Here is a 19,710-nt window from a genome sequence, read left to right on the forward strand (position 1 = left end):
GAACGACAAGACGACTCCTGTAGGGACGCACGGTCGTGCGTCCGTTGTCGAACGACAAGACGACTCCTGTAGGGACGCACGGTCGTGCGTCCGTTGTCGAACGATTTTGACGCTGTAACCTTTGACGGGGACGGACGCCCTCCCACTAGACACACCCGAGCGTCCCTACACAGGGTTACTTGTCTCCTCTAACTTCTAATCTCTAACCTCTAAACCCTTGCTCAACTCGAAATAAAGGTATAACTTCGCAGAAGATACAACTCACACGGCAGAGCCCTCACCGCTCCCCCCTACTTCTAACATCTAATCTCTAGCTATGCTATGAGCAAACAACTCTGCATCTGGCTCTTCGCTCTTCTAGCCACGCTCCTCTCCTCCACCACGCTCCCCGCCGAAGGCGTCATCACCATGACCACCTCCAAGGCTGTCGGAGAGAAAATCGGACTGGGCATCGAGGCGAAAGGTAATGTCACCATTGAGGGAGTTCAAGAGGCTCCTCGGATAGACGAGTTTAAGAGATCCTATACACTCACTAGCCAGACGGTCGTCATAAGAGGCGATGTGACTACGCTTGACTGCGCCTTCAATAAGTTGGACAGCTTGAAGCTGTCGGGCTGTACCTCTTTGACCACTATTCACTGCCAGAAAAACCCACTGACTAGCTTGGATGTATCGGGTTCTACCGCTTTGACAGAGCTCAGATGTTTCCTGAATGAGCTGACCAGCTTGAACGTCTCGGGCTGTACAGCCTTGATAAAGCTTGAGTGCCAGTGGAATCAGCTAACTAGCCTAGACTTGTCAAACGTGCCTTCCTTGACAACGCTCAATTGCGAAACCAATCAGTTGACCAGCTTGGATGTGTCAAGCTGTCTCTCCTTGACAACGCTTAACTGCAATTATAATCAGTTGACCAGTATGGACGTGTCAAGCTGTCCCTCCTTGACAACGCTTGCCTGCCAAAGCAATCAGCTAACCACCTTGAACGTGTCAGGCTGTACCACCTTGACAGGGCTTGCCTGCAATAGTAATCAGCTAACCACCTTGAACGTGTCAGGCTGTACGGCCTTGACATGGCTTGACTGCACTAGAAATCCGCTGGTAAGTGTAGATCTCTCTAACTGTAGATCGTTAAAGAAGTTGTCTGTGACCAGTGGTAAGTTAACTCGCTTGAATGTGTCTGGCTGTACCGCACTGACAGAGCTTAAATGCTCTAGCAATCAGCTGACCAGCCTAGATCTCTCGGGCTGTACGGCCTTGACCAAGCTGGACTGCACTAGGAATCCGCTAACAAATCTAAATCTATCCAACTGTACATCGCTAACGGAGTTTACTTGGCGCGAAGGCAACTTGACTAGCTTAGACGTATCGGGCTGTACGGCCTTGACCAAGCTAAGTTGTGGTTGGGGCCAGCTGACTAGCTTAAATCTTTCGGGATGTACCGCCTTGGCAGAGCTTTACTGCTCTAGAAGTCAACTGACCAGTTTGGACGCGTCGGGCTGTACCGCCTTGACAATCCTTCACTGCAATGTGAATCCGCTGACGAGTATAAATCTCTCTAACTGTAGATCGCTCAAAGAGTTCGACTGGAAGCTTGAGAGATTGACCAGCTTGGATGTCTCAGGCTGTACTTCCCTGACGACGCTTGAGTGCAACAACAATATGCTGAGCAGCCTGAAGGTATCGGGCTGTGCTTCACTGACCAAGCTGGACTGTAGCATAAATTATGTGAGCAGCTTGGACTTGTCTGGCTGTACTTCTTTGACAGAGCTTAACTGCTCCAGAAACCAGCTGACTAGCTTAGACCTGTCAGATCAGAGAGGTTTGACAACGCTTAACTGCAGTGACAACCTCCTAAGAGAAATAGATCTATCAAACAGTCCTAGCATCGACTCACTGATTTGTGATATCAATCAGATTAAGGAGCGCAAGATGACTAAGCTGGTCAATAGTTTGCCAGACTTACAAGGTAAAGAGGTAGGACTCTTTAGAGTGTTTAATGAGACGAGTGAGCGTGAAGGAAACGTTTGCCTCTCGGACCATGTAGAGATCGCCAAAGCTAAAGGCTGGAATACTCAGTTCAGGCGGGATCGTTATCGCGATATATGGTACGACTATACAGGAGCAGATAAGCCTACTTTTGTTGTAACTGATGAGTCAACTCGCGGAGGCACCGTCACTATCACAGGTGCTAGCAACCTTAATACAGTTGCCTACGGCACAGAGCTGACCATAGAAGCTATACCCGCTACTGGCTACAAGCTGACGGCTCTCACCGCTAATAGTGCGGATATCCTTACGACGAAGAAGGTGGTCGTGAGGGACAATGTAACTGTCAAGGCGACCTTTGAGAATCACACGGGCGTGGAGACGACCATCACGCAGCAGACCCAGCTCTACCCGAATCCAGCGACTGACTATGTCATCGTGGAGGGTGTAGCGGCTGCCAGCGAGGTGACGCTGCACAGCATGACGGGCGAACGGCTCTATGCGGGTCGTGCCGATGGTCGAGGCACGCTGCAGATTGACCTGACACCCTATGCGGACGGGGTTTACCTAGTCTGCGTAGCGGGCGAGACTTACCGAGTGGTGGTAAGACGATAGAATCAAAAAAGGGGGCGAACGACGGTTCGCCCCTTTTTGATTAGAGGTTAGAAGGGCTAGTGCTTCTAGAGTCTAATCTCTAACCTCTAACTTCTAACTTCTAACCTCTAATTTCTAAACCCTCCGACAGCAAGATAATTAGTACCTTTGCAGGAGAGCCGAGCTGACACGAGAGCGAGGCTTCGTCACGTTGTATACTTATCCCTATAATATATGTCGCTACAGTGCGGTATCGTAGGACTACCCAACGTCGGTAAGTCCACTTTGTTTAACTGCTTGTCGAACGCTAAGGCGCAGTCGGCCAACTTCCCCTTCTGCACGATCGAACCCAACGTCGGGGTTATCACCGTGCCAGATGAGCGTCTCAACAAGTTGGTCGAGATGGAGCACCCTAAGCGGACGGTGCCTGCTACGGTAGAGATTGTCGACATAGCAGGACTGGTCAAGGGTGCTAGCCAAGGCGAGGGGCTGGGCAATAAGTTCCTCTCCAACATCCGCGAGACTGATGCGATCATACACTTGCTGCGCTGCTTTGACGATGACAACATTACCCATGTTGATGGCTCCATAGATCCAGTACGGGACAAGGAGATCATCGACACGGAGCTACAGCTCAAGGATTTGGAAACGGTGCAGACGCAGCTCAAGAAATCCGAGCGACAGGCTCAGACGGGTGGCGACAAGCAGGCGAAGATCCGAGTGGCACTTCTCAAGCGTATTGAGGAGGCACTACTGCAAGGGCTTAACGCGCGCTCGGTGACGCCGGAAAACAAGGACGAAGAGCAGGCGCTGCGAGACCTTTTCCTCCTAACGGCTAAGCCCGTTCTCTACGTCTGCAATGTCGACGAGGCAAGTGCCGCCACGGGTAATGCTTATGTGGAGGCCGTTCGCCAGGCTATCGCTCACGAGGATGCGGAGCTACTGGTCGTATCGGCGCATATCGAGAGCGAGATAGCAGAGCTGGAGGAGTATGAGGAGCGTCAGCTCTTCCTACAGGAGCTAGGGCTGGAGGAGACGGGCGTCAACCGCTTGATCCGTGCTGCCTACAAGTTGCTCAACCTCGAGACCTTCTTTACGGCTGGTGCTGATGAGTGCCGTGCCTGGACTTTTGTCAAGGGAAGCAAGGCTCCTCAGTGTGCGGGTATCATACACACCGACTTCGAGCGTGGCTTCATACGTGCTGAGGTGATCAAGTATGAGGACTACGTGCACTACGGCTCTGAGACGGCTGTCAAGGAGGCTGGCCGTATGGCGGTCGAGGGCAAGGACTACGTCGTGCAGGACGGCGACATCATGCACTTCCGCTTCAACGTATAGCACCTCTAGTACAAAGTATTAACACCGAAATAGAATCAACCTATGCCGGACAAAATAATTATCGCAGACTTTGGGTCGCAGACCACACAGCTCATAGGCCGTCGTCTGAGAGACCTCAACACTTACTGCGAGATAGTCCCTTACAACAAGATCCCGACAGACCTGACGGGCGTTCGTGGCATCATCCTCTCGGGAAGCCCTTACTCGGTCTATGCTGAGGAGGCTTTTACCGCAGACATAGCAGCCATCCGTGGACGACTACCGATCTTGGGTATCTGCTATGGAGCGCAGTTGATGGTGCATCAGAGCGGAGGCTCAGTGGAGAACTCCAATACTCGTGAGTACGGAGCCTCTACGCTACAACTGGTGGACAAGGACGACCCGCTACTCGCGGGGCTCTCGCCACAGCACACGGTCTGGATGTCGCACGGGGACACGATCACCCGTCTTCCTGAGGGCTTTAAGGTGATCGCCTCGACGCCCTCGGTGCAGTATGCCGCTTATAGGATAGAGGGTGAGGAGACGTGGGGTGTACAGTTTCACCCAGAGATACATCACAGTGAGGAGGGTACGAAGCTCCTCGACAACTTCGTCACGCTCTGTGGCATCAAGGGCGCGTGGTCGTCCGAGTCTTTCATTGAGAGCAGCATCGCTTCGATCCGGGCGCAGGTAGGTGACGAGCAGGTCATCATGGCGCTCAGCGGAGGCGTGGACAGTTCGGTCGCAGCGGTCCTCCTACATCGTGCTATCGGTGATCAGCTCACCTGCATCTTTGTGGATCATGGGCTGATGCGACTAGGCGAGGCGGAGCAGATCTTGGCAGACTACAAGGCTCTCGGGCTGGGCTGTATCAAGGTCGACGCGAGTGCGAAGTTCCTCGGCGACCTAGCAGGCGTTCGTGATCCGGAGGCTAAGCGTAAGGTGATCGGCCGGGACTTCATCGAGGTCTTTGAGGCTGAGGCTAAGAAGCTTCCGCAGGCTCGTTGGCTGGGACAGGGAACTATTTACCCGGACATCATCGAGTCTATCAACATCACGGGCAAGGTGATCAAGAGCCACCACAACGTGGGCGGACTGCCTGAGCGTATGCACCTGAAGCTGGTGGAGCCGCTGAAGCATCTCTTTAAGGATGAGGTGCGTCGTGTCGGCTTGGCACTCGCTATGCCACGACACATGATCTTTCGTCATCCCTTCCCAGGTCCTGGTCTGGGCATTCGTGTGCTGGGCGAGGTGACTCCCGAGAAGGTTGCTATCCTCCAGCAGGCTGACAAGATATACACCGACATGCTCCGCAAGTACAACCTCTACGACGAGGTGTGGCAGGCGGGAGCTATCCTACTGCCGGTGCAGAGCGTAGGCGTCATGGGTGACGAGCGTACCTATGAGTACACGGTGGCACTACGTGCCGTGACGAGTGTCGATGCGATGAGTGCTGACTGGGCTCGGCTGCCGTACGACTTCCTCGCAGAGGTCTCTAACGAAATCATAAACAAGGTGCGTGGCGTCAATCGCGTCTGCTACGATGTGTCGTCAAAGCCACCCGCAACGATTGAGTGGGAGTAACGCTTCGCTCAGTCTATCTATTTAATATCTAAATCAATATGTCCACTTATCAAGCTACCGATAGTCGCAAGGTAACCACCCGACGACTACTCGAGATGAAAGAGCGTGGGGAGAAGATCTCCATGCTCACCGCTTACGACTACTCAGCAGCACAGATCATCGATGCTGCCGGCATGGATGTGATTCTCGTAGGCGACTCTGCCAGTAATGTGATGGCGGGTAATGTGACTACGCTACCTATCACGCTCGACCAGATGATATATCACGGCAAGAGCGTGATGAAAGCGGTGCAGCGTGCGCTGGTCGTCGTTGACCTCCCCTTCGGCTCTTATCAGGGCAACTCGAAGATCGCTCTAGAGAGTGCGATCAAAGTGATGAAGATCACCCACGCTGATGCGATCAAGATAGAGGGCGGTAGCGAGATCCGTGAGTCGGTAGAGCGTATCCTCTCGGCTGGTATCCCGATCATGGGGCACCTCGGGCTCACGCCTCAGTCGATCAATAAGTTTGGTTCTTACGCCGTACGTGCCAAGGAGCAGGCGGAGGCTGACAAGCTGCTGGCCGACGCACATCTCCTCGAGGAGCTAGGCTGCTTTGCGCTCGTACTGGAGAAGATCCCAGCACCGCTAGCTACCCAGGTCGCCTCTGAGCTAACGATCCCCGTCATTGGCATCGGAGCAGGCGGTGGGGTAGACGGACAAGTCCTCGTCATGCACGACATGCTCGGCATCACGCAAGGCTTTAGTCCGCGCTTCCTGCGTCGCTACGCTGACATTGGCTCTATCATGACCGAGGCGGTGCAGCACTACATAGCGGATGTCAAGAGCCAAGACTTCCCGAACGAGGAGGAGTCTTACTAGCCGCCACAGGCTACACATATAATATATAGCGAAGGCACTACCAACCCCTACTGGCTGGTGGTGCTTTCGTTATATGAGACTGTTGCAAAAGTCAACACTCTCCACGCGTGGGTTACTCGTCTCTTCTGACCTCTAACCTCTAACATCTTTTTCGTACCTTTGGAGTGGAGTTGCGAGAGCGACTCCCGTTTTTAGAGCTAGACACTATAATATATAGTATACACAGATGCAACAGATAGAGGGTCCGATCGGGGTTTTTGACTCAGGGTACGGAGGATTGACGATCCTGCGTAAACTGCAGGAGCGACTGCCTCAGTACGACTTCGTGTATCTTGGCGACAACGCGCGCTCGCCTTATGGCTCGCGGTCGATGCGTGTGGTCTACCAGTTTACGAGAGAGGCGGTCGAGCGGCTCTTTGACCTAGGCTGTCCGCTGGTCATCCTCGCCTGCAACACCGCCTCGGCGAAGGCGCTCCGACAGATACAGCAAGAGGATCTGCCCAAGCTCGACGGAGGCTCGATGCGCCGTCGTGTGCTGGGGATCATCCGCCCGACGGTCGAGTGCATCGATACGCTCACGGGCACCAAGCATGTGGGTATCCTCGCCACTGAGGGTACCGTCTCTAGTGAGAGCTATGTGGCTGAGATACACAAGCTCTACCCAGACGTGACGGTCGTGCAGGAGGCTTGCCCGCTGTGGGTGCCTATCGTGGAGACGGGCGAGAGCGATAGCCCGGGGACTGATTTCTTCGTGCGCAAGCATCTGGAGCGACTCTTGGCAAAAGACGAGAAGATCGATACGATCATCCTCGGCTGCACCCACTATCCGATACTAATGCCTAAGATACAGCGTCTACTGACTCCCTCGATCAAGGTGGTGGCTCAGGGCGAACTGGTCGCTAAGTCTCTCGAGGAGTACCTCGTACGGCACCCCGAGATGGCGGCTCAGCTCACACGCGGTGGCACGACACGCTACTACACGACGGAGCAGACGGAGCGCTTCTCCCGTACGGCATCTATATTCTTTGATACACCCATATCGGTAGAGCATCTGTCTCTATCACAATACTAATGAATAACCAATAACAAACGAATCACTATGAAGAGAATCTATTTTGTAGCACTACTCTTGCTGACCTCTCTACTCTGCGTCAGCTGCGGTACCTGTAAGAACAGCAGCAAGATCAATCTAGCATCGCTCGACGGCAGCTCTTGGGAGCTCACCCACATGGATGGCATCAAGGTCAATGAGGATGCGGTACAAACAGCTAACATCAGCATCAGCGGAGCACGTATCTCTGGACGGGCTGCTTGCAATAGCTATGGTGGTGAGTGCTTTCTCTACACTGACGGTCGTATCAAGGTCGGAGACATGATGGCTACTCGCATGGCATGCTCCAATATGATGTACGAGCGTATCTTCCTAGCAGCTCTACAGGAGGCTAAAGCCTTTCGTATGGATGGAGCGAACACGCTCAAGCTTTACTCTACGCACGACGCCTCGGGACAGCCTAGCCTAACCTTCAAGCGCAAGTAACTCTCCCTCACGACATAGCACCATAGCGTAGATCCTCTCTCGGGGTCTACGCTATGGTCTTACCTCTAATCTCTAATCTCTAATATCTAACTTCTAATCTCTAACCTCTAATCCATGCGTACTCGCACTCTCTTTACCACCCTCATACTCCTCTGCTCGCTCACGCTCATTGCCCAGCAGCGGCGAGAGATCACCCTCCCTGAGGTCACCTCAGGCGCATTTGCTGCTCGTGGTGCTGGCAACGGCTTTCGCTCACTACCCGATGGCAAGCATTACACGCTCATCAGCGATGACTACCAGCGTATCGTCAAGTATGAGTACGCTACGGGACGGGCTGTCGATACGCTCTTTGACATTGCGACTGCTCGTGAGTGCGATCTCCAGGCGATCTGGGACTACGACATAGCTCCCTCAGGACATCATATCCTGATCTATACCGACCTCAAGCCGATCTATCGACGCTCCTACACGATGCGCGCTACCCACTACGATGTGCGTCGTAACCTTTGTGAGCCGCTCACTGAGGGGGATATCATGATCCCCACCTTCAGTCCTGACGGGCGGATGGTCGCTTTCGTTAGAGACAATAATATATTCATCAAGAAGTTTGACTTCAACTCAGAGGTACAGGTCACCACAGATGGTAAGCGCAATGAAGTGATCAACGGATCGACCGACTGGGTCTACGAAGAGGAGTTTAGCACGACACGCCTGATGGAGTGGAGCCCCCAGAGCGACTTCCTCGCCTTCGTGCGCAGTGATGAGAGCCAGGTGAAGGCTTACTCGATGCCGATCTACGGAGACGATCTCTATCCCACGGACTATGTCTATAAGTATCCGAAGGTGGGCGAGCAAAACTCTACCGTCTCACTACATCTCTACAACCTTGAGCTCAAGCGCATCGACCGTGTGGAGCTACCACTCGATGCGGACGGCTACATACCCCGCATCGTCTTCACTGGTTGGGGTAGCGATCTAGCCGCCGTCACGCTCAATCGTCTGCAGAACGATCTCAAGGTGTACCGCATCAATCCGAAGAGCCGTACGCCTCGGCTGACCCTTCGTGAGCAAGATCCGCGATATATCAACAATGAGTTTATCAACTCCATGCGCTTCGTACCCGATGGCATCGTCATGCTGAGCGAGCGGGACGGCTCTACGCAGCTCTATAAGTATGGTACGAATGGAGCACTCCAGCAGCGCCTGACGCAGGGTGATTGGGACATCATCAGCTTCTACGGCTGTGACAACGACGGCAATGTCTACTACCAGGCTGCCGACGAGACGCCTACCCAGAGACGAGTCCTCAAGACGACCCCACGGGGCAAGACGACCGTCTTAGCGGGAGAGGCTGGCATCAATCGCGCTAGCTTCACGCAAGACTATAGTTACTTCATCAATAGCTATAGCAATGCTAAGACGCCTACCATCACGACAATCCGCACGGCAAAGGAGGGCAAGGTGATCCGTACGCTCGAAGACAACGCCCAGCTGGTTGCTAAGCTCAAGGGGTATGACTACAACGACAAAGAGTTCTTTACCATTGAGGTAGCTCCCGGGCGCACGCTCCATGGCTGGATGATTCGCCCGCCACACTTTGACGCGAGCAAGCGTTACCCCACGGTGATGCATCAGTACAGTGGTCCCGACTCGCAGGAGGTGCTGGATCAGTTTTACATCGGCTGGGAGTACGCCCTAGCTCAGGCTGGCTATGTAGTCGTCTGTGTGGACGGACGTGGTACAGGTGGCCGTGGCACCGAGTGGCGCAAGTGCACCTATCGTGAGCTAGGTCTGCGCGAGAGTAGCGACCAGATCGCAGCTGCTGAGGCACTGCCCAAGCAGTTTAGCTATATCGACGGAGAGCGCATTGCTATCTTCGGCTGGAGTTTCGGTGGGTACAATACGCTCATGTCGCTCTGCCGTGGCAAGGTCTTTCGTGCTGGTGTGGCTGTAGCTCCTGTGACCGATTGGCGCTTTTACGACACGGTTTACACAGAGCGCTTTATGGCGACTCCACAGGTCAACAACAAGGGCTACGAAGCTTCCTCAGTTCTTTCTATTGCGCACAACCTACATGGCGATCTGCTCGTCATCCATGGCACGGCTGATGATAATGTGCATCTGCAAAATACGATGCGTCTAGCCACTGAGTTGGTCAAGGCCGACATCCCCTTTGAGATGGCGACTTACACCGACAAGGATCACAGCATCTACGGAGGCAACAACAGGCTGCACCTCTACAGTCGTATCATCGAGTTCCTCGATCGTAAGCTCAAGTAACTTCTAGCGATAGAGCTGATGAAGCAACCCCACATACGTAAGCCTGAGTGGCTCAAGATCAAGCTCGGTAGCGATGTGACTTACGACGAGACGCGTGCGGTGCTGCAGAAGCACTGTCTGCACACCATCTGCACGAGCGGTCGCTGTCCTAATCAGGGCGAGTGCTGGTCACGAGGCACTGCCACCTTTATGATCGGAGGAGCGGTCTGTACGCGAGCTTGTAAGTTTTGCAATACAGAGACGGGTCGCCCGCTACCGCTAGATCCAGCTGAGCCTCGTCACGTCGCTGAGAGTGTCCGTGCGTTAGGGCTCAAGCATGCGGTGGTCACCAGTGTAGATCGCGATGACCTGCCCGACAAGGGGAGTGCCCACTGGGTCGAGACGATACGACAGATACGTGAGCTGTGCCCTGGCGTTACGGTCGAGGTGCTGATCCCCGACTTCGACGGGCAGGCAGAGCTCATTGCGCCGATCCTAGAGGAGCGTCCCGAGGTGGTGGCGCACAATATGGAGACCGTGCGACGGCTCACCCCCGTGGTGCGTAGCCGAGCTACTTATGACTGCAGTCTCTCCGTCTTGGCACAGATCGCTGAGGCGGGGCTGCCCGCTAAGACGGGGCTGATGCTCGGTCTCGGAGAGACGCAGGAGGAGATCCTCGAGACGATGGACGATCTGCGTCGGATAGACTGTAGCATCCTCACGCTCGGTCAATACCTCCAGCCCACTCGTCGCCACTATCCCGTGCAGGAGTATGTGCATCCCGACCGCTTTGCCGAGCTACGGAATATAGCTCTAGACAAAGGCTTTCGCCATGTGGAGAGCGGTCCTCTGGTGCGCTCCTCCTACCACGCTGAGCGTCACCTGCTCTAGCTTCGCTCGGATTAGTTGCTTTGTTGTCTAAAACGAGTAACTTTGCGATATACAAGAAAACACTAAACAATAAGCATCCTATGATGAAACAAACAGTCTATGTGCTCCTAGTAGCTCTAGCCACACTCACGCTCTTCAGCTCCTGCAATAAGGAGTGCGAGCCCAACCAGAAAAAGAAAGAGGCAACAACTCGCTATCTTGGGCAAGTCTCTAGCGACAAGAAGATAATGCCTATCTACCTCCCCGTACTCTCTCAGGAGCTAGCCAAAAAAGAGACCCGTGATAGCCTTGTAGCTGCAAACGAGAAGTATGGCTGGGTTTTTGTCAAAGATGAGACAGAGGAGGATCACAGAATGCTCACCATGGAGGCTCCTAAAAACGACACTGGCTACACAGACAACCGTCTGATCGAGCGTCTCTTCTACCACTATAAGGATGGAGATTTCTACTTCGACTGCTGGACCAAGCCCATCTTCAAAAAGGACATCGTCAAGGCAGCACACGAGGGATCAGCTGAAGACATTAAGATACTCAAGGACATCCTGACGCTGTATGGCTTTACTGAGCATGTGAAACCATCAAACTACAAGAGCGGACAGCTGAACTTCGAGGGATACAACATGACCCAGTTCCCCGAGGGTCCTATGTGGGGCTCTATTTACTGCACCCAGCTCCAGGAGTCAGTCTACTACCTAGAGATGCAGGTCGTCCAGAGAGGACCTAAATAAAGCCTCACGACAAGAACGACTTTCGAATAGGTCCTAGAACCGCAACTTCAAGACGCTCTCCTTCTAGAGCTACTCTATTGCAGCTCTTCTGATAGGAGTCAGTGGCGAAGGAATCGTCTTGTAAAGCTCTCAAACAGTTTCCTCCCCTGGAAAAGTAGTTTTCCAAGGGAGGAAATTTCTTTTTCCAGCCTTGGGAAAGAAAGTCCCCAAGGCTGGAAACTTTGTTTTCCAAGGTTGGAAAGCTATCCTTCGTCTAGAGGAGTGTCGCTTAGAGCCGACCGCAACGATCCGCCTTAACTAGTGCTCTCGGGCTGTCTTGTCGGGGGTGCTCTTGGCTAGCGAGAAGAAGAACTCGAGACCTCCCGTGGGTCTGTTCTTCGCCGAGATCTCACCGCCGTGGAAGCGTATAGCATTGCGTACGATGGAGAGTCCCAGACCTGATCCGCCCATCTCACGACTGCGACCCTCATCGATGCGGTAGAAGCGGTCGAAGATCTTAGCCAGGCTCTCGCTCTCGGGGATGCCAGGGCCGTTGTCGGCAAAGGTGAAGTAGTAGTAGTGCTCGTCCTCCATCGTCTGATCGATCTCTATAGTGGTGCCAGAGCCAGCGTAGCGGATGCTATTCTCCGTCAGATTGGCAAAGACAGCATAGAGTAGCGAGTGATTGGCCTGTACGGTGGTCTGCTCGGGTATTCGATTGCAGACGGTCATCTGCGCCTCTTGTAGCTTGATCTCTAGGGCTGCTTTGACCTCCTCGACGACACTGTACGGGGTGAGCTCCTGCAGGGCGTAGAGGTCGCTCGCCTCCTCCAGCTTGGTGATCATAGAGACGTCGCTGATGAGCTGTGAGAGACGGATCATCTGATTGTACGTACGCTCGATGAAGTAGCGCTGCTTCTCCTCAGGGAGTGGCTGGTTGAGTATTGTCTCGAGGTAACCACGGGCGCAAGTGACCGGCGTGCGTAGCTCGTGGGCGATGCTATTGGTCATGTCGTGCTTGAGGCGACGATCGTTTTCCTTCTTGGTCACATTGGTCAGGACGATCTCAAAGCTATTGTCTGGGAAGAACTGGGCGCGCACCTCTATATGCGACCCATCCTTGTCGATGATGTATCGTGTGGAGCGCGGAGCGGCACCTGGGTGAGCCTCTTGGTCGGCTAGAAGCGTCTTGACCTGATAAAGCTCAGGGTAGTCGAGGATGCGCTCATCGATGATAAAGGTGGGGGTGTCGACGAGGGTGTTGAGATTCTGTATGAAGTGGCTATTGGCATAGATAAACTTGCTCTCCGCACTAAAGAAAGAGATGCCAGCGTCGGAGCTAGCGAAGTGCTGTATGAGCTTCTCGCGTTCGATCTCATAGCGGCTCTTGCTCTCCTCGAGCATCTTAAAGATCTTCTTGAGCTGCTCTCCTAGCTCTCCGATCTCACTCTTGGGAAAAGTGACAGACTCGTACTCCTCACCAGCCTGCGCCTTCGCTACAAAGTCGTGAAGCTTACGCACTGAGCGAGAGAATTGGTCGGTAAAGAAGACCACCGCCAGCAGTGCTAGACTGAAAATGCCGACGATGAGGAGGAGGAAGAAGTGACTGGAGTGAAAGTAATTGACATAGTCTATATGGTAGGGTATAGCTACACGGATGTAGTACCCCTGATCTCGGTACTGCTTGGCAAAGTAGTAGAAGTCCTCTCTGAGCGTCTCGCTATACCGCTTGGAGGTGCCTGTGCCATTGAGGTTGGCCTGCTGTAGTTCTATGCGTGAGAGGTGGTTCTCAGGGATTGGACCCTGGGTGACGTTGTCAAAGTAGACGTCACCCTTTAGGTTGATGATCGTAAAGCGTAGATTGTCCGGGAGGTAGGATAAGAAGTGCCCTAGATCGTCCTGATCAGGCCAGTTGCTAAAGGCTGAGAGTGAGTCTTGTCCTTGCACCCGCGGGTGTGCTTCGTAGTCTGCTATGTAACGATTGACACAGTCAGCGGTGCGCTCGAGGTATGATACGAGCGCTTTGGTCTTGATCTCCTTTTCGGAGGCACGCTGTACGAAGTAGATGATCCCGCCAAAGAGGATAAAGAGCAGGGCTGCGGAGATAAGGACTTTGGACTTATAGTTGTACTGACTCATAGTTAGGACGGTAACGATAGGAATGTGTTAGGTAAATGGGAACTACTGCGCCTCCTCCTCGACGAGGCAATAGCCGAAGCCTGAGCGGTTGATGATCTTGACTCCGCTACCACGTAGCTTCTTGCGTATGCGGGTGATATGTACGTCGATGGTGCGCTCCATAACGAATACATCCTCTCGCCACACGCGGTCGAGGATCTCCTCACGTGAGAAGACCTTGCTGGGGTCGCGTGCCAGTAAGATGAGTATCTCGAGCTCCTTCTTGGTTAGATCGATAGGCTCGCCATTGACAAAGACCTGCTTGGTATCTAGGTCAATGAGGAGCGTGCCAATCTCTATCTGACTCTCTTCGAAGTCTAGTCCGCCCTGCAGGGAGCGCATGAGAACCGCTTGGACACGCGCCTGTAGCTCTTTGATAGAGAAAGGCTTCGCCATATAGTCGTCGGCTCCGATGTTAAAGCCCGTGAGGAGATCGTTTTCAGTATCCTTGGCAGTGAGGAAGATGATGGGTGTGGTGAGCTTCTTGTCTCGTCGTATGACCTCAGCGAGCTTGAAGCCGCTCATGCCAGGCATCATCACGTCGAGGATGAGTAGGTGATACTCCTCGAGTGGCATCTTGAGTGCCTCCTCAGCGTTGGCGGCTGTGGAGACTTGGTATCCCTCGCCAGCGAGGTTGAAGGTGAGTATCTCTCGGAGGTCCTCCTCATCATCGACGAGGAGTAGTCTAAACTTCTTCTTGTCCATAGTTATCTAGCTCTTGTTCGGTGGGTATCTCTACTTTTTGATTCTTAGCGTGTAGTAGGTTCTTGCCTTCGGAATGGAAGATAGCCGCCTCGGCGATGTTTGTCGCATTGTCGCCGATGCGCTCCAGATTGTAGGCTATGCTACTGATTGCTAGTGAAGCCTGTATGGAGTCTATATCAGGAGTCTGCTCTGCGTCTAGGAGTGCCTGGGGCAGCGAGTCGTTGATCTGATAGTGTAGATCGTCTACATGGGTGTCTCGACGGATGACTCGTCGCGAGAGGTCAGAGTCTCCGGCAAAGAACGAAGTGACCGCGTCGGTGACCATCTGATAAGTCTCCGAGAGCATCTCGTGTAGCGTACCAGCATACTGGAGGTAGAGTCCATTGCTAGAGTCGATCGTACGGGTGAAGTTGGCTACATTGAGCAGCAGATCACCGATGCGCTCTAGATAGCTGGTCATATCGTGCAGGGCAAACATACGCCTAGCCTCAGAGGCGCGAGGGGTGTAGAGTACGATCCCGTTGATGACCTCGCTCCTTATCTTGACCTCTAGGCTATCTATGATCGTCTCATTCATCTCGATGTGCTCGTAGTCGTCAGGCTCGACGATCCCGCTGAGGAGCTGCTGTATGATCTCTACTTGGCGAGCGATCACTTTGTTGAGTACGTTGAAGTCTTCCTTGATCAGGACGACGTGGTGATCCATATTGGGTGACATAGGTTGTGACAGTTACGTTTTTTACTTGATCGTGTGAGTGTCTGTCTGTATGGCAGATCTAAGGTACGATGTTTTATCCGAAGTTGCCCTGTAGGTAGTCCTCGGTGCGCTGATCGCTGGGGTTGGTAAACATCTTGTCGGTGCGGTCATACTCGACCAGCTCACCGAGATACATAAACATCGAGCGGTCGGATATGCGTGCCGCCTGCCCCATATTATGTGTGACGATGAGGATGGCTATCTCCTTCTTGAGCTCTAGGATCAGCTCCTCGATGCGATTGGTCGCTATCGGGTCTAGTGCGGAGGTGGGCTCGTCCATCAGGAGTAGCCGAGGACGCAGTGCCAAGGCACGAGCGATGCATAGACGCTGTTGCTGTCCCCCCGAGAGGAAGGAGCCACGCTTGTCTAGTCTGTCCTTGACCTCCTCCCAGAGTCCGACCGACTGCAGAGAAGTGGTGAGGATCTCTTCGCGCTGCGCCTTGGAGACCTTGATGCCGTTGAGCTTGTAGCCCGCCATCACATTGTCGGCGATGCTCATCGTCGGGAAGGGGTTCGGCTGCTGGAAGACCATCCCCGCCATACGACGGACGACCATCGGGTCTTTCTCTAAGATATTCTCTCCCTGTAGGAGGATGCGCCCGTCGGTACGTATGCCAGGGTAAAGCTCGTGCATACGATTGATGGCACGTAGCAGGGTACTCTTGCCACAACCACTGGGGCCCATGATGGCGGTGATCTCGTGGTCGTAGATCTCCGCAGAGACATTGGTCACGGCACTCTTCTCAGGAGTGTACCAGATGCTTACGTTGTCTAGCTGGAGGACCACTTCGGGCGTTGTCGTCTGTATAGAGTTTGGAGTCATGCTTTGGACAAAAAAAGAAGTTACTAGTAGCGTGTCCGGTCGGAGATACGCTTGGCGATAAAGTTTAGAAGGAGCACTAGGAGTAGGAGAAAGAGCGAAGAGCTCCAGATCATCTCCTGAAGGTTGGGATCACTGTAAAACTCCCAGATGAGTAGCGGCACGGCCGACGAAGGGGTGTCGAGCGTCCACGATATGCGGGCACTGCCTAGAGCGGTCATGATGAGCGGTGCCGTCTCGCCGATGATACGACTCACCGCTAGCAGGATGCCTGTCAGCAGCCCACCCATAGCAGAGGGAAGGAGGATCTTGAGGACCATCTTGCGGTAGGAGCATCCGAGAGCAAGTGCCGACTCTTTGAAGGACTTAGGCAGTCGCGCCAGCGTCTCCTCGGTAGAGCGTATGATGAGCGGTAGCATCATGATCGCCAGAGCCACAGCACCAGCTAGAGCTGAGTAGCCTCGCATCGGCAGTACCACCCACGCGTATACGATGATACCGATGACGATCGAGGGGGTGCCTTGTAGCAGGTCCGTGACGAAGCGCACTACATTGGCGAGGCGTGTGGATCTATTCTCCGAGAGATAGATACCGCCTAGGAGCCCTATGGGGATAGCAATGATAGAGGCTACGAGGGTCATGAGGAGGGTGCCGACGATACCATTAGCGATACCGCCTGGGAGTATCGTGCGAGAGCCTTCGATCGTGTTGGCGCGCTTAGCCATCATCGCCTCGACAGCTGTCGGTGCCGTCTTGGTAAAGAAGTCCCAGTTGATCTGTTGGTACCCCTCTAGGACGATCTTACCGATGATGAGAAAGAGCGGTATGACGGTGATGCAGGCGAGTACGATATTGACTAGATAGACCGTGCGGTCCCAGCCCTGTCTTACTTTGAGTGATGCCATGGTCTCAGGTTAGGCTCGTTTCTTGTTTAGGATAATCTTCACAATGCCGTTGATGATGGCTGTGATGAGGAAGAGGACTAGAGCGATCGCTATGAGCGAACTGAGCTTGAGTCCGTGCGCCTCGTTGAACTGGTTAGCGATCAGCGAAGCCATACTCTGTCCCGTGTCAAAGAGCGATGTGGGTATTTTGTCCGTGTTACCGATCAGCATCGTTACCGCCATCGTCTCACCGAGAGCTCGTCCCAGAGCGAGGATATAAGCTGCGACGATACCGCTCCGTGCGTTGGGCAGGATGACCGATCCGATCACCTCCGTGCGGGTGGCGCCAAGACTGTAGGCAGCCTCCTTGAGCGACTTAGGGGTGAGCATGACAAACTCTGCCGTGAGCGACGAGGCATAGGGGATGATCATGACGGTCAGTATCAGCACCGAAGTGAGGATCCCGTAGCCATTGCCCTGTGGCCCATCGATCATGTCAATGAGCGGACGCAGTGTGTAGAAGCCCCACAGACCATACACGATCGAGGGGATACCTGCCAGTAGGTCCGTCAGCGAACGGATGACGCCAGCGACGCGCTTACCCTTGAAGTACTCCCCGATGAAGAGTGCCACTGGTAGCGAGAAGGGGATGCACAGGATCAAGGCTAGTATCGAGGTGACCACAGTCCCCACGATAAAGGGCAACGCTCCATACTGCTCCCGCCCAGCCGTGGGGTCCCACTCGGAGGAGCTGATGAAGCGAAAGAAGCCAAACTCACTAAAGGCCTCCGTACTGTTACTAATCAGACTGATCAGCATCGCTAGGCAGATCAGTAGCACGAGAAGTCCAGAGCTAGTGAGTAGACCGCGGAAGATCTTGTCGCCGATAGGGCGTGACGCTTTACGGACGAGGGTAGACATTATAGGCAGAGCTTATATTATAAGGAGTAGGTGGGGAGGGTAAAAGAGACATCTCTCCTCCGAATAGAGAGCGGTACAGGTCGGATGCGACTCACTAACTAATCGGAGCTATCCAGACGGCACTACTGTTGAGAGGGGAGGAGAGACGTTCTTTTTTGGGTGTGAGGAGATTGCTACAGAGACCGTAGCAGTCTCCTTTTTTGTTTTTCAGGTGTAATAAGGGGGCTACTCCTTAGGAGTGCTAGTTAGGTCTATTGGCTTACCGCCATAGGTCAGCTTAGCCAGCTGCGCCTTGGCTGCTGCGACCATCTCAGCGGATAGCGGTGCGAAGTGGATCTGCGAAGTGATCGCCTGCGCCTCATCGCTCAGCATCCAGTTGAGTAGACGAGCCGTCTCGACAGCTTCTGCCTCTGAGTGGTTGTCGTACTGCATCTCCTGGTAAGCGATGAGCCAGGTGAGACAGCTTATAGGATAAGCGTCTGGGTGTGACGAGTTGGTGATCATCTGACGGGTGTCGGGTGCTACCTCGCCAGCAGCCGCTGCAGAGATAGACTCGAGCGAGGGGAGGACGAAGTTGCCAGCTTGATTCTGTACCATGGCTGTCGGTATGTCTAGGGAGAAGCTGTACTCGCTACCTACATATCCGAGCGCGCCATCGGTCTGTGCGATCACGCCAGCGACGCCTGGATTGCCCTTGGCAGCCATACCGGTAGGCCACTTGAGCGACTTGCCCGTGCCCACCTGCGTAGCCCAGTCGGTGCTCACCTTCGTCAGATAGTCGCTGAAGACATTCGTCGTGCCACTACCATCGGAGCGATAGACGGGTGAGATTTCCTTGTCGGGGAGCTTTTGGTTGGGGTTGATCGCAGCGATAGCGGGGTCGTTCCAGCGCGTTATCTTGCCTAGATAAATGTTGGCGATGATATCTCCCGTGAGGTTTAGCTGCGAGATCTCAGGACAGTTGTAAGCGATGACGACAGCTCCCATGCAGGTCGGTATGTGAACCACCGGACGCGGCATCTCGGCCATCTCCGCATCAGATAGAAAAGCATCGGTAGCGGCAAAGTGCACCACTTCGTCCTTGAGGCTACGGATACCACCACCGCTGCCTACGGCTCCATAATTAACATGTATACCCGACTGCGCCTCATAAGCTTTGAAAGCCTCGGTATAGAAGGGTAGTGGGAAGGTTGCTCCGGCTGCATCTAGCTCGGTCACCCGACCACCTTTGCCGGCACAGCTGGCAGTCATAAGGGCGATGGCAATGAGGACTAAAGCCTTGAGTGTACTCTTATTCATAGTTCTATTAGTAAGTTAGTTGTCGATCTTAATGGGAGGCTCTCGCCGATCGTGTCGGGGTAGGCCTTCCTTTTCGTTTGCAATATTACGGCCAATGGGTTATTCCCCTGTGACGAAAATGTTACGGCGCGGTGAAGATGTTAAGCGAAGGGGTGCTTTTGCATTAGAAAAGGTGCTTTTGTCATTAGAAAAGGTCGACTCCCTACCTGGATGTCGCATAAGAGTTGCTTGAGTCGGGTGCCTCCTACTGGAGGTTGGCTCGCAACAATAATTTAGAGCCGACTACATATCGAAACGGCGCCGTGTCGTGGAAAATGGATTTCCACGTGGATATCTCAAAATATCCAGGTGGATATTTTTTATTTCCCAGGTAGGAAAGAAAAAATTCTTCGGAGGAATCAAATGAAACTT

Annotated in this window: 16 protein-coding genes; 9 read left to right on the forward strand and 7 right to left on the reverse strand. The window is 53.7% G+C overall.

The window, feature by feature from the left end; genetic code table 11:
* Positions 1–321 precede the first annotated feature (321 nt).
* The 9 genes from RDM37_RS07340 (at position 322) to RDM37_RS07380 (ending at position 11,756) form a co-directional block, all read left to right on the forward strand.
* The gene (locus RDM37_RS07340) at positions 322–2,601 is read left to right on the forward strand and encodes a T9SS type A sorting domain-containing protein (RefSeq protein WP_308556327.1); all 2,280 of its coding nucleotides are present in this window, start codon (positions 322–324) and stop codon (positions 2,599–2,601) included.
* 213 nt (positions 2,602–2,814) lie between these two features.
* Positions 2,815–3,918 carry a redox-regulated ATPase YchF gene (gene ychF / locus RDM37_RS07345; protein WP_308556329.1) on the forward strand — a complete coding sequence of 368 codons (1,104 nt, stop codon included), beginning with the start codon at positions 2,815–2,817 and terminating at the stop codon, positions 3,916–3,918.
* A 42-nt stretch (positions 3,919–3,960) separates the two neighbouring features.
* Positions 3,961–5,481: a glutamine-hydrolyzing GMP synthase gene (guaA, locus tag RDM37_RS07350; protein ID WP_308556331.1), complete on the forward strand. Its 1,521-nt coding sequence runs from the start codon at positions 3,961–3,963 to the stop codon at positions 5,479–5,481.
* 38 nt (positions 5,482–5,519) lie between these two features.
* Positions 5,520–6,341 (forward strand): 3-methyl-2-oxobutanoate hydroxymethyltransferase, encoded by an 822-nt coding sequence (gene panB, locus RDM37_RS07355; protein ID WP_299366554.1) that lies wholly within the window; start codon positions 5,520–5,522, stop codon positions 6,339–6,341.
* A 226-nt stretch (positions 6,342–6,567) separates the two neighbouring features.
* Positions 6,568–7,413, forward strand: a complete 846-nt coding sequence (gene murI / locus RDM37_RS07360) for a glutamate racemase (protein ID WP_308556333.1) — start codon at positions 6,568–6,570, stop codon at positions 7,411–7,413.
* A gap of 27 nt (positions 7,414–7,440) precedes the next feature.
* Positions 7,441–7,878 (forward strand): META domain-containing protein, encoded by a 438-nt coding sequence (locus RDM37_RS07365; protein WP_293965122.1) that lies wholly within the window; start codon positions 7,441–7,443, stop codon positions 7,876–7,878.
* A gap of 114 nt (positions 7,879–7,992) precedes the next feature.
* Positions 7,993–10,158, forward strand: a complete 2,166-nt coding sequence (locus tag RDM37_RS07370) for a S9 family peptidase (protein ID WP_308556335.1) — start codon at positions 7,993–7,995, stop codon at positions 10,156–10,158.
* An 18-nt stretch (positions 10,159–10,176) separates the two neighbouring features.
* Positions 10,177–11,028: a lipoyl synthase gene (gene lipA, locus RDM37_RS07375; RefSeq protein ID WP_308556337.1), complete on the forward strand. Its 852-nt coding sequence runs from the start codon at positions 10,177–10,179 to the stop codon at positions 11,026–11,028.
* A gap of 80 nt (positions 11,029–11,108) precedes the next feature.
* Positions 11,109–11,756: a hypothetical protein gene (locus tag RDM37_RS07380; protein WP_308556339.1), complete on the forward strand. Its 648-nt coding sequence runs from the start codon at positions 11,109–11,111 to the stop codon at positions 11,754–11,756.
* A gap of 297 nt (positions 11,757–12,053) precedes the next feature.
* On the opposite strand, the gene RDM37_RS07385 is transcribed toward RDM37_RS07380, so the two are convergent.
* The 7 genes from RDM37_RS07385 to pstS form a co-directional block, all read right to left on the reverse strand.
* Positions 12,054–13,874 (reverse strand): HAMP domain-containing sensor histidine kinase, encoded by a 1,821-nt coding sequence (locus RDM37_RS07385; RefSeq protein WP_308556341.1) that lies wholly within the window; start codon positions 13,872–13,874, stop codon positions 12,054–12,056.
* A 42-nt stretch (positions 13,875–13,916) separates the two neighbouring features.
* Entirely contained in the window at positions 13,917–14,618 is a 702-nt protein-coding gene (locus tag RDM37_RS07390) for a response regulator transcription factor (RefSeq protein ID WP_299369892.1), read from the reverse strand.
* Entirely contained in the window at positions 14,599–15,336 is a 738-nt protein-coding gene (locus tag RDM37_RS07395) for a phosphate uptake regulator PhoU (protein WP_308556343.1), read from the reverse strand. Before RDM37_RS07395 ends, RDM37_RS07390 begins: the two co-directional genes overlap by 20 nt.
* Before the next feature lie 73 nt (positions 15,337–15,409).
* Positions 15,410–16,198: a phosphate ABC transporter ATP-binding protein PstB gene (gene pstB, locus RDM37_RS07400; protein ID WP_298886917.1), complete on the reverse strand. Its 789-nt coding sequence runs from the start codon at positions 16,196–16,198 to the stop codon at positions 15,410–15,412.
* Between the two features lie 23 nt (positions 16,199–16,221).
* A complete protein-coding gene (gene pstA / locus RDM37_RS07405) occupies positions 16,222–17,100 on the reverse strand; it encodes a phosphate ABC transporter permease PstA (RefSeq protein WP_297114506.1) in 879 nt (292 codons plus the stop codon).
* A 9-nt stretch (positions 17,101–17,109) separates the two neighbouring features.
* The gene (gene pstC / locus RDM37_RS07410; protein ID WP_308556345.1) at positions 17,110–18,000 is read right to left on the reverse strand and encodes a phosphate ABC transporter permease subunit PstC; all 891 of its coding nucleotides are present in this window, start codon (positions 17,998–18,000) and stop codon (positions 17,110–17,112) included.
* 225 nt (positions 18,001–18,225) lie between these two features.
* On the reverse strand, positions 18,226–19,299 hold the full coding sequence (gene pstS / locus RDM37_RS07415) for a phosphate ABC transporter substrate-binding protein PstS (protein ID WP_308556347.1): 1,074 nt from the start codon (positions 19,297–19,299) through the stop codon (positions 18,226–18,228).
* Positions 19,300–19,710 lie beyond the last annotated feature (411 nt).

The sequence above is a fragment of the uncultured Porphyromonas sp. genome, assembly GCF_902489635.1.
Classification (GTDB): Bacteria; Bacteroidota; Bacteroidia; order Bacteroidales; family Porphyromonadaceae; genus Porphyromonas.